This is a genomic window from Microcystis sp. T1-4 (assembly GCF_000297435.1).
Taxonomy (GTDB): Bacteria; Cyanobacteriota; Cyanobacteriia; order Cyanobacteriales; family Microcystaceae; genus Microcystis.
Map to the genome: position 1 here is coordinate 1 of NZ_CAIP01000434.1, position 11032 is coordinate 11032.

The window sequence follows — 11032 nt, forward strand, 5'->3', positions numbered from 1 at the left end:
ATTAAGTGTGACATAATCACAGTTTCGCATTTAACCTTCATAAGATGGAATATGAATATCATTGACGCTTTAAATCTCAAAAACCCCCAAGATTACCCTTCTAGAGAAGCTTATCAGCAAGACGTTGTCAAAGCGGTACAGGTATTAATGCGTTTAGGTATTATGGATAGTCCCTCGGCCGATTTAACCGCTTCCCTAGACTCTATCCTTGAGAAATTACAAGAGGATGAAGGATGAACTGGCTATCTACGGTAGAAAACGCAGTAAACAAGAAATTATCGCCGATTTAAAGCAAGTTAATAGTGAAATTGCCGAACTCGATCGAGAAATAGCTGACTTAGAATGGCAAATTGCCCTCAAAAAAGCTGAAATATCTGTTAATGAGGCATCTTAGGGTTTTTTATCTTGATTCTGTTTCGGTTTCTCCAAACTGAGCGCAATAATCATCCGCACTAATAAACTTCATCGTGAGTCCCAATTGACTCCAAAAGAATTGCCTGTTTCTGCTCATATTCAACGAATTTAAAGACAATTCTTAAATCATAGCCGACACTACAAGCATAAGAATCTTTAAGCTCCCCTTTTAATTTGTGGGTTCTTAATCGAGGTTGAAATGGATCTACGGATAATAAAGCTAAAGTTTCTTGGATATTTTGAGCTAAAAAAGCCTGTTTTTTCACAATTTTTCGAGCATTTCTAATAAATATATTGGAGCGTAATAAAACAAAATTCACGAAAGGATTTCCTCCATGATTTGTTCAGGTGTCAGGGGTTGACATTGACCTTGTGCAAATTCTTGTTGAGCTTCTTGAACATCTCTAAACAACTCTGTTCTTTTTTGATCTCGAAGACGATTCTGTAAAATATGAATGAGATTTTCTTGATCTTCAAGGGGAAGTTGCTCGGCTGCTTCTAAAATCTCTGCAAAGGTTGTTTGTATTGCCATTTTCCTAAGGGGCGATCAATTAAACTATCTAGAATTTACAATCAAGGCTAAAAATAGCGAGAGTTAACGCATAAACATTCATTATATCGATATTTTTTGTCTAGTCAACCCAGAGAACAAAAAAACAGAAACTTGACCTATATTCACTGGGTAGAGAATGTTATCTAGAAACATTCCCGACATTTCCGAGAATGGCCAAGGGTTGCTGATTTTTTTCTTAACCACAAAGAGACAAAGGACACAAAGAGAGGGAGTAAGGGATTTCCACCACTCTCAGAGCGCCAAGAGAGCCGAATCATCTAAGGACTAATATGAATTTGACTGAGAATATAACGCAAGCGATCATAATCATCTTTAAGTAAAACACTTAACTGTCTGCCTACATTCACTAACCATTGTCGATCGGCTTGACGCAATTGATACATCTGACGGATAGAAGCAGCTGCCAAAGCTTCCACGGGAGTATTTTTGACCTGTAATAAAATTCGTAAAAAGTCTAATTGTTCACTAAAATAAACCACTTCTAACGACTCACATTGATAAACCGCCTGATGAATTTGTGGGGGACGGGGAGGAATATATTGATAGATATAACCTCGCCCGGCACCATTGCCATTAAATTGTCCGGGTAAGGTTTCAAAACCGACAATAGTTGCCCGAAATTCCGTTTTTAACATAGCGAAAATCTGCGGCTGTTGTTCCCGCAATTCAGCCAAAGATAACCCCAAAGCTCTAGCGCGATGTACCGAATCGATGGGTGCAGTGGTGGCAAAGGTGACAATCCCAAAAATCTTATTACCCGTTTCTTCATCGTAGGCTTTCACCCAACTACCAAAAGCAGGCATAAAAGGGAAGTTTAACTCCTCTGGTTCCAAACATTGCGCCAAAAACTCGGTCGTCGTCGTCTCGATAACTTCGGCGATATGATCGGGATGGCGGTTATCCGTGGCCAATTGCGGTAAGGGTGGACGCATGGTTATTTTTTGCCTTTAGCCGGGGCAATAATTACTTCTTCTAATTCCGAGAGATTAAAGGTGACTAACTTATCCCAGTTACCCCCCTCAAAAAGAACGGCCACTTTCCCATCGCTTAAACGCTGGGCTAAACCTTCAAATTTATAATAGGTATCATCGGGATTGGTGACTCGAACGGTACTACCTGGCAAAATCATAGGATTGACGACGAAATTATAATTACTGTCTCTTAGCTTATCAAAAATTAGTGATCAGGGAGTCGTGACTTACCCCTACCTTCTGTTATCCTTCTTAGGCAATACGTCCCTGTTCTCTACCCGATCAGGCGATCGCAATTCGTTCCTCAGGCGACAATTGTTGTACTGCTTAAATAAGCTGTTCTAAAGTTAAGGGAATGGTTCCCATCGATTTTGCTTTAATAATTTATAATTTGCTCTATTCAACCCTCAACCCCAGCCACAGGTGAGCGCACTAACTCGTAGGGTGAGCTTTTCGATAGCGTAACTCACCAATTTAATAATAAAGTTAGTGCGTGGGGCGCCGATTGTTAATTTGAGTTTTTATCAGAAATTATCGCCGCAAACACGCACCCTACAAGATCGGTGTACTGCTAGGCAGTGCCTTCGGCATCGCACTATTGAGCATTCAGGTTTCTGAGAATTTTTTGTGCTAAAAATTCTTTGATTTCTGTATGTCGTGGTACAGCTTCAATCACCCCAGTTTGAGGGTTAATCCAAAGAGAATGAGAAGCGCCCTCTCGCTTAAGATAACAACCAGCTTTCCGCAACTTTTTTTCTAATTCTTGACGTTTCATGGAATGGAAATTGTCTCCTCGATCGCTTCTTTTGGTAGTCCTCGACGAATATCAGCTAAACGATCTTCAAAAATTAGTTGAATAGCACTTTTTAAGCTTTCTTTGGCTTCTTCAATGGTTTCTCCTTGACCATTTGCACCTAGTACTTCAGGACAAATCGCCCAGTATCCCCCTTCTGTTGCTGCTTCAATGATGGCGGTAAATTCTCCTTTCATGACAATCTCCTTTGATAATTTATGAATTATTCGATAATTTATGAATTAGCGTGCTGCTACGCAGTGCCTTCAACATCGCACTCTCAATCAAAATATCACAAGATCACGACACAAGATTAGAGCATCATGGGGATGATGTTGGGTTGAGTACCCATCACCCAACCTACAAGATCAGGCGATCGCACTGATATTGATTGAGAAGAAATAACAATAAATTGTTCAGGAGATAAAATTACATTTTCATAAGTAAAACCACCAATGACTTTAGGACTAGAAATCATTAAATCAATAGCGTATGCTTCAGGATTAGGATAGCATTCAACTATTGCACCAATTGTTCCTTTAGGAATGATTAAATCTGAAAAATCGGCGGTTAGATCTATTAAAGTTTGAATCGAATCATTAATTTTTGCTTTCATTATGTTTTGCTCCTTTAGCTGTCAACTTCTAACCAGTTTGTAATTAATCTAGGAATAATTTTGCCTTGATCTATTTGCCAGATTGTGATTAAATTTCCTTGCCCTCCATTAAAACCTTTGATCCTAATTGTAACTTTTAATCTCATACCATAGGGATTATTTTTGCTTTTATAGGCTGGTGCATAAGGTAAAATTTGACGAATTTGTTGAATTATATCTTGAGTTGCAATTTGACGGCCTTCTTGAGTTTCAACAGAATAACCTATCATGGCAAATCCCATCCATTTTCCTTGATTTTGAGGGTTGTTAGGTTGCAATGAGTAATCGGTAAACTTTCGCAATTCTATTTCGGCTTGATCTGCATTTGGTAAGGGATCTCCTTCTTTCCAGCTAATACTCATATTACAATCTTACAAATGCTCTGAATCAAGCTCTGGGATTAGAGTATCATAATTTCAGAGCATAGGGTTAAGATTCCTGATTATATGAGCAAAGATAATAAAAATCATTCGCAGTTTGAGCTAAACGAAGTGCCACCCAACCCATAACATGAAGAATAATCGGGGGATGATGTTGGGTTTCCGTTGTCAACCCAACTACAAGATCTCATTTTAGCTGAAACAATCCACTACAAGATGGGCGATCGCACTGAAGATGATATTTGACCATAATCGCCCTTCAACCCCACCGATAAGCGATCGCTATCCACCTCACCTATAAAATATAAGTAGGTAGGCGTTAAAAGTTGTCAGACACCCCCCTTATCAAGGGGGGCAGGGGGGATCGGCACCCCCCTTATCAAGGGGGGCAGGGGGGATCGAACCTAAAATCCATTTTTAATTTAATTATAACCAGCTACTTACTATAATACCATAATCAAGACAGAAGTTCATCAAATAGGTAATTATCAAATGAATTATAAGATTGAAATAGAACAAGAAGAAGATGGACGATATATTGCTGAAATCGTCGAACTTCCGGGAGTTTTAGTTTATGGCAATAGTCAACAGGAAGCTATTTCTAAAGTTCAAGCCCTTGCTTTGCGTGTCTTAGCCGATCAACTTGAACAGGGAGAACTTCCAGAAAATCACCTAAATTTATCATTTGTTGCTCTATGAGTCAATGGTCAGCAACGAAAGCTAAACAAGTTTTAAAAGCATTAAAAAGCATAGGTTGGAAAATTAAACGACAGACAGGCTCTCATAAAACTTTAGAAATATCTGGCTGGAATGATGTCGTTTTTGCTTTCCATGATGGCGATGAAATTGGCCATAAAATGTTAGCAAGAATTGCTAAATTAACAGGATTAACTCCAGATGATCTCTAATTTGGGTTAACAAATGATCGCAATTCTACAGCGAAAGCGTAACGCACCAATTTAATAATAAAGTTGGTGCGTTACGGCGGATTGTTAATTGAGGTTTTTTATCAGAGATTATCGCCGCAAACAAAAACATAAATCGTAGGGTGCGTTAGCCAAAGCGTAACGCACCAATTTAATGATGAATTTGGTGCGTTACGGCGGATTGTTAATTGAGGTTTTTTAACAGAGATTATCGCCGCCTAACGCACCCTACAAGATCTGAGCATTTAGACAATATTTACAATAATGTCAATATAGTCGCATCCTAATAGAGCACCAGTAGCAGGCTTTACAATAAAAGGATTAATTTTTGTTGTCCACAGAAAACTGTAAGCACCTATGCTAAGTGATGCAGTAACTAGGCCGATGATAACGGGCACTGCCGCTCCAAAAAGTCCTGCAATTGCAATTTCTTCAAGTGTAATTGTTTCTCCTGAAGCTGCTACACAAGTCACTTTCCCAACTATTCCATATGTAGCCCCTAAAAATGCAGCAAAAGCAATCTTCCCAGTAAGCGTACTAAATTCTATCAAGGCTGCTTCCCCACTAGGATCGATCGCATTTACCGGATTAACCCCAGCGTATAAATAATCATGCAAGGTTATCGGTTGATTATTGAAACCCTCAAACGGATCAACGGAAGCAAAACGCCCTGTATTAGGATCATAATACCTTGCTCGTAAATAATAACCATCTACCGCATCATCAAACTGCTCACCAGCGAACAGATAATTATTATCCGCATCCCCGACTTTACGGGTTAAATTACCATAAGCATCATAATCATATTCTACAATGACAGAACCATTATTACCCGTCATTAAACGAGTGCTACCTAAACCATCCACTTGATAGTAAATCCGATTTGCACCGTCATTTTGAGAGATTAAATCCCAACCGTGAGTATAGGTAGTATTAACTGTACCATTAGTTTGATATTCCTCAATCACTTGGGCGTATTGCTGTTGATTATTGTCAATTAAGAAGCGAGTCACCTCACCATCCACATCAATCGCCACTCGGATACCATTATGATCATATTCAAACTCGATACGTCCGGTTTCGCCGTTTTCCGTGACTTCTACCGCGGTTAATTCACCCTTAGCATTCCACTCATAATTAGTGGTAGTTGCGCCATCTTCTACCTTAGCAAGGAGATTACCCTTATCATCGTATTGATATTGGGTAATATTTCCGCCAAGGATTTCTTTTAATAATCTGTCGTTTTTATCATAGTTATAGGTAGTTTTACCTGCCACTGAATCGACTTTTTCTAAACGATTTCCTACTGCATCAAAACTATAAGTAATCGTTTTGTTACCTGCTACAGTGTCAGTAATTTTCTCTTGAGTTAAACGATAGAGATTGTCATAGGTGTACTCCACAGTGCGACCATCATTTTCTACCACTTTCACCCGATTACCCATTGCATCTAGGGTATAGGTATAACTAGAAATAATGCCCGTAGAGTTGCGGTTTTCGAGATAGGTTAAGCGATTTAATAAGTCATATTGTTGATTTTCAATCACCCCATTGGGGAAGACTGTTTTAATCAAATTACCCACCGTATCATAATCGTAGTCTGTTACTCCATTATCGGCATCTTTAACAGTATCAAGGCGATTCAACACATCATAAGTATAAGTAGTTGTGCCTGAAGGTACGGTTAAGGTAAGAATATTACTAGCCTTGTCGTAAGTATAGCTAATAGTACGGTTATCGGGTTCGGTACGACTAATTAATCTGTCACGCTCATCATAAACATAATTTGTCATCCCTCGGTTATCGATAACGGTAGCTAATTCCCCCGTCAAGGTATAGGTAAAGGTTTCCGTAGCTGTACCATCAGAGAAGGATTTTTCGGTTAACCAGTTACGCTCATTATATTTATAGGTGGTGACTGCTCCGTTAAAGTCGGTTACTTTGATTAAATTACCGATTTTGTCGTGAATTGTCTCGTTACGTTGTCCTGCGGGTAAGATAGTCGCTTTTAGACGGCGTAAACTGTCATACTCAAACTTAGTGATGTTACCATTTGCGTCTTTTTGCTCGATTAAATTACCCACTAAGTCATATTTATACTCAGTACGTTGATTTAAAGCATCAATTACCGCCGTTAGTCTTCCTAAAGCGTCATATTCATAATTAGTGGTATTTCCTGCTAAATCTGTTTCTGCTATCACTCGTCCTAAAGGATCATAAGTGGTAGTCATTACCGTATTATTAGCATAAGTTGTGGTAAGAAGACGATCAAGCTCGTCATAATCATACTCAGTGATGCGCCCTAACGCATCTGTCATGGCAATTTGTCGCCCGTCTGCATCATAATTATAGCTAGTAATTTGATTGAGGGCATTAGTAACAGTTAAAAGGCGATCGCTCTTATCATAGTCATATTCGGTACGATTACCTAATTCGTCAATTTCGGCAATTTTTCGCCCAGCTTTATCGTATTCTTTCTTAGTGCGGGGATTATCGTTTAAATTGTCAGGGGTACTATCAGGATAAATTACTTCAATTTCTCGCCCTAAAGCATCATAAATATAGATAGTTTTACGTCCTAATTCATCAATAAAACCCGTTAAACGATCTAAAGCGTCGTATTCATTTTGGGTGCGCGGGTTATCGCTTAAATTATCAGGAGTGCTATCAGGTAAGATGGTTTCAATTAATAAACCACGATCATTATAACGGTATTCTGTGCGTCTTCCTAATGCGTCAATTTCGGCGATTTTCTCCCCAGCGGCGTTATATTCGGTTTTAGTAATACCCCTTGCACAACCACAACTACTCCCTTCAGGATCAGCTTTTTCAATCAAGCGCCCTTGAGCATCATAGATATAATTAGTAATAGCACCCAAAGCATCAGTAACACTCGCTACTCGTCCATTACTATCATAGGTAAAGGTGGTTTTTGCTCCCGTAGGATCGGTTAATTCAGTTAAGTTACCACGATTATCATACTTAAAGTTACTAATTTTACCATTAGCATCGGTGACAGTGGTTAAAAGTCCCAAGGAGTCATATTTATATTCAGTAACATTGCTTTCTGTGTCTTCCCGTTTAGTGAGATTACCGTTATTATCATAGGTGTAAGTGGTGACAAAACCTAAAGCAGTAGTCTCTGTCAAGATGTCGTTACTTTGGTTATAAGTAAAGGTTTTCTTGTTACCTTCCCCATCGGTTTCTGTCAGCTTATTACCTCGACTATCATAGGTATAACTGGTGATATTACCTTCGGGATCGGTTTCACTTAACAGGTTATTATCTTCATCGTAAGTGCGTAAAGTAATGCCCCCTAATTGATCAACTTCTTGAATGACGTTACCCTGAGCATCAAAAACCCGGGTAATAGTCTTACCAAAAGGATCTTTAACAGTTTGGCTATTAGTAGCATTATCAAAGGTGATATTTAATTCATTACCGTTAGCGTCAATAATTTTGCTGATTTGTCCATTTTTGTCATATTCAGTACGAGTCGCACTGCGTCCCAATGGATCGATAATTTCTGTTAAGAAGTGTTGACGATTGGGGTCATCATAAACTAGCTCGGTGGTGTTATTAGTGCGGTCAATCACCTCAATTAAATCACCGTTGCTATCATAAACATATTTAATAGATTTACCATCAGGATCGATAATTTCAGTAATGCGACCTTGAGCATCTCGAATAAAGTCAATTTCAGCACCCGTTGAGCTAGTAATACCCTCATCGGAGAAGGTTAATTTATTGCCATTTCTGTCGGTGACATCAATTAAACCAAAATTCTGATCATAGTTATAAACCGTGCCGTCTTTGGTGGTTAATTTATATTGCGAGGGATTATAACCAAGAAAACTGAATAAAAATGCTCCTACAGTACCGTCACTACGAATAGTTAACGGAGTGTTTTCTACTTCCAATTTATCAAATACACCAGCATCGGGAGTAAAGCTAGGAGCATAAATTGCACCGAAGAAACTAGCAGAAACTGGTACGGGATTAAAAGTAAATCCAACGCGGCGGCCATCGGGAGTATTTAAAGTTACTCGTGTCCCGACGGAGAAGGTATTAGAAGTCCCAAATAAATCGGAATTAGCCTCACTTAAATCTCGTCCATCGGGGGAGGATTCGACAATTTTGGCATCTTGTAAACCTAAATCCCAACCATAGCCAAAATCTCCTTGGCTTGCACTTTCTAAGCTATTATAACGACGGACAATTTCAATGGGAATACCAGTTAAAGGAATAGATAGGTCGGTATATTCTAAAGAAAAGTCACCCGGTTTATTTTGTCCTGTCACATTTAAAATAACGCCTTGAACATTACCATTACCACTAAAATCAAAAGCGGTAATTTTTATTAGATAACTTCCATTTGCCAACAAACGAGGATCTAGATTAGCTACCTGCTGATTAGTAACATTTTGAGTGCCTTTTGTCAATAAAGTATAATCTGGATCATTTTCCCCGATATTGCTTAAATCAACTGCTTCAATCGGGGCAATTTCCACTCGATAAAATTCGAGGTTATCATCTGTGACGGTAGCAATAATATCTGTAGGCGACTTGATAATGCCTTGGGTGGCTTCTAAGTTAGTTTTGTTAATTTCAACAACAGGTGCTTCGGTATCACTGGGATCAAGTACCCGCACTTCAATTGTTTCTGTATCCTGATTACCGGCTGCATCGGTAGCAGTAGCAACAATTTGATAAACTCCTGCTTTTTGACCGACAAAAGTGGCAGTATTAATTTGTCCATTGGGACTATTGGGATTAAGGGTTAGCGGAGTTGTATTAGCCGTTAAAGTGAGGGTTTTAACTTCGATATTATCCGTTGCTCGAACTTGGAAATTAACACTTTCCCCAATATTAATCAGGTTACTATTAAAGCCTAATTCCACTACCGGATTAGTAATATCATCATTGCTAAGGGTTAAGTTATAGGTTTGAGTGGTGATTCCCCCGCGTCCATCGCTGACTTGAATCGTCACAGGATAAATACCTTGATTTTGGGATGCAGATTGCCAACGAATACGGCCAAATTGATCAATTGTTAAACCTTGAGGCGCTTGTAAGAGATTATAGGTTAAAGTGTCGTTATCTGCATCTTTGGCAATAACATCATATTTGTAAGTAACGCCTAATTGAGCTAATTCTAACGGCTGAGAATTAATAATCGGTGCTTGATTAGGAGTAACTCGGATATAGTAATTTTGATAGGCAATCCCACCATCTGCATCCGTCGCTGTGACTGTAACTTGAAAATCACCGTTAGTGGTGTTTTGAGTTTGCCAAGTAATTAAACCTGTATTTGTATCAATAGTCATCCCATTGGGTTTAACCGTTAAATTGTAGCTAATAGCGGTATTTTCGGGATCATTAGCCTCGACATCGTATTGATATAAATCTCCGTTACTTACAACTTTGATAGGAGTAGTATTAATTTGAGGTGAACGATTGGGGTATTTCTCCAATACCTGTATTTGATAGGATTGGCTATTAAAACCTCCAAAACCATCACTTACTAATATATCTATTGTTTGTATGCCCAACTGGCTAGGATTATATTCTATTAAACCTGTATTTTCATTAATGGTCATGCCTTGAGGCGAATTAATAAGTTGATACCTTAAAGTGTCATTGTCAGAATCGGTGGCGATAATTTCGTATTTGTAAGTACGATCTAAACCTGCATAGGTATCAGGAGTGGAAATAATTTTTGGTGGTGAATTACCAGTTTTTACATTGACAATAAATTCTTGAGTATCAATACCCCCTTTACCATCAGATGCCTCTAAAACGACTCGATTATTTCCTACTTGATTTTCTGAAGGTTGCCAACGGATTGTGTTAGTTTCCGAATTAAAAATCATTCCTATGGGTGCTTCAGTTAAAGTCCAAGTGATTTTATCACCTTCATTATCATTAGCAATAGCTTTATACTCATAAATTCGGTTAATAAAAGTGGAGAGATTAGGAGTTGAGTTAATGCTTGGCGCAGTATTAGTAATCAAGTCAAATACGTTGATATTAAAACTTTGACTGACTGGCGTACCTCGTCCATCTGTTACCAAAATAGTAACCGCATTAACGCCAATTTGTGCTTCTGTTGGTGTCCAAGTGATTAAACCTCTGTTATCAATAGCCATGCCTGTTGGTGCATTATTTAGTGTATAAGTGAGGCGATCGCCGTTTTGGTCTTCTGCGATAACTTGATATGTGTAGTTATAACCAGAACGGGTATTAGTTGAGGGTGTAGAATTAATTTCAGGTAATTGATTCCCTAAATTGGGGCTTAAAACACCTAAGCGCAAATCCA

The 11032-nt window shown here is 38.7% G+C and carries 11 protein-coding genes and 1 pseudogene; 3 read left to right on the forward strand and 9 right to left on the reverse strand.

The features are described 5' to 3' along the window. The first annotated feature begins 51 nt into the window (after positions 1-51). A pseudogene (locus tag MICAI_RS28050) lies at positions 52-394 on the forward strand (hypothetical protein). A gap of 58 nt (positions 395-452) precedes the next feature. On the opposite strand, the gene MICAI_RS21685 reads toward MICAI_RS28050, so the two are convergent. The 8 genes from MICAI_RS21685 to MICAI_RS21720 all read right to left on the reverse strand — a co-directional run bounded on the left by MICAI_RS21685 (position 453) and on the right by MICAI_RS21720 (position 3769). Further along, positions 453-734 carry a type II toxin-antitoxin system RelE/ParE family toxin gene (locus MICAI_RS21685; protein WP_008207104.1) on the reverse strand — a complete coding sequence of 94 codons (282 nt, stop codon included), beginning with the start codon at positions 732-734 and terminating at the stop codon, positions 453-455. Beyond that, on the reverse strand, positions 731-946 hold the full coding sequence (locus MICAI_RS21690; protein WP_002782275.1) for a hypothetical protein: 216 nt from the start codon (positions 944-946) through the stop codon (positions 731-733). Before MICAI_RS21690 ends, MICAI_RS21685 begins: the two co-directional genes overlap by 4 nt. A 299-nt stretch (positions 947-1245) precedes the next feature. After that, positions 1246-1920, reverse strand: a complete 675-nt coding sequence (locus MICAI_RS21695) for an HAS-barrel domain-containing protein (protein WP_002759297.1) — start codon at positions 1918-1920, stop codon at positions 1246-1248. A gap of 2 nt (positions 1921-1922) precedes the next feature. Further along, entirely contained in the window at positions 1923-2117 is a 195-nt protein-coding gene (locus tag MICAI_RS21700; RefSeq protein ID WP_002759298.1) for an NAD(P)H dehydrogenase subunit NdhS, read from the reverse strand. Positions 2118-2554: 437 nt separating this feature from the next. Beyond that, positions 2555-2734 carry a type II toxin-antitoxin system HicA family toxin gene (locus MICAI_RS21705; RefSeq protein WP_002782277.1) on the reverse strand — a complete coding sequence of 60 codons (180 nt, stop codon included), beginning with the start codon at positions 2732-2734 and terminating at the stop codon, positions 2555-2557. Then, positions 2731-2949, reverse strand: a complete 219-nt coding sequence (locus MICAI_RS21710; protein ID WP_004163690.1) for a type II toxin-antitoxin system HicB family antitoxin — start codon at positions 2947-2949, stop codon at positions 2731-2733. Before MICAI_RS21710 ends, MICAI_RS21705 begins: the two co-directional genes overlap by 4 nt. Positions 2950-3065: 116 nt before the next feature. Next, positions 3066-3368 (reverse strand): hypothetical protein, encoded by a 303-nt coding sequence (locus MICAI_RS21715; RefSeq protein ID WP_008207110.1) that lies wholly within the window; start codon positions 3366-3368, stop codon positions 3066-3068. Between the two features lie 14 nt (positions 3369-3382). Further along, positions 3383-3769: a DUF6883 domain-containing protein gene (locus MICAI_RS21720; protein WP_008207112.1), complete on the reverse strand. Its 387-nt coding sequence runs from the start codon at positions 3767-3769 to the stop codon at positions 3383-3385. A gap of 510 nt (positions 3770-4279) precedes the next feature. Here MICAI_RS21720 and MICAI_RS21725 point away from each other — a divergent pair. After that, positions 4280-4486 (forward strand): type II toxin-antitoxin system HicB family antitoxin, encoded by a 207-nt coding sequence (locus tag MICAI_RS21725; protein WP_008207114.1) that lies wholly within the window; start codon positions 4280-4282, stop codon positions 4484-4486. Next, positions 4483-4695, forward strand: a complete 213-nt coding sequence (locus MICAI_RS21730) for a type II toxin-antitoxin system HicA family toxin (RefSeq protein ID WP_008207116.1) — start codon at positions 4483-4485, stop codon at positions 4693-4695. The genes MICAI_RS21725 and MICAI_RS21730 overlap by 4 nt, the downstream gene beginning before the upstream one ends. 263 nt (positions 4696-4958) lie before the next feature. On the opposite strand, the gene MICAI_RS21735 is transcribed toward MICAI_RS21730, so the two are convergent. Next, positions 4959-11027, reverse strand: a complete 6069-nt coding sequence (locus tag MICAI_RS21735; RefSeq protein WP_008207118.1) for a putative Ig domain-containing protein — start codon at positions 11025-11027, stop codon at positions 4959-4961. Between the last annotated feature and the right edge of the window lie 5 nt (positions 11028-11032).

Coding starts and splice junctions, on each gene's coding strand:
- MICAI_RS21690 (WP_002782275.1), bottom strand. CDS start 946: ATGGCAATACAAACAACCTTTGCAGAGATTTTAGAAGCAGCCGAGCAA.
- MICAI_RS21695 (WP_002759297.1), bottom strand. CDS start 1,920: ATGCGTCCACCCTTACCGCAATTGGCCACGGATAACCGCCATCCCGAT.
- MICAI_RS21700 (WP_002759298.1), bottom strand. CDS start 2,117: ATGATTTTGCCAGGTAGTACCGTTCGAGTCACCAATCCCGATGATACC.
- MICAI_RS21705 (WP_002782277.1), bottom strand. CDS start 2,734: ATGAAACGTCAAGAATTAGAAAAAAAGTTGCGGAAAGCTGGTTGTTAT.
- MICAI_RS21710 (WP_004163690.1), bottom strand. CDS start 2,949: ATGAAAGGAGAATTTACCGCCATCATTGAAGCAGCAACAGAAGGGGGA.
- MICAI_RS21715 (WP_008207110.1), bottom strand. CDS start 3,368: ATGAAAGCAAAAATTAATGATTCGATTCAAACTTTAATAGATCTAACC.
- MICAI_RS21720 (WP_008207112.1), bottom strand. CDS start 3,769: ATGAGTATTAGCTGGAAAGAAGGAGATCCCTTACCAAATGCAGATCAA.
- MICAI_RS21725 (WP_008207114.1), top strand. CDS start 4,280: ATGAATTATAAGATTGAAATAGAACAAGAAGAAGATGGACGATATATT.
- MICAI_RS21730 (WP_008207116.1), top strand. CDS start 4,483: ATGAGTCAATGGTCAGCAACGAAAGCTAAACAAGTTTTAAAAGCATTA.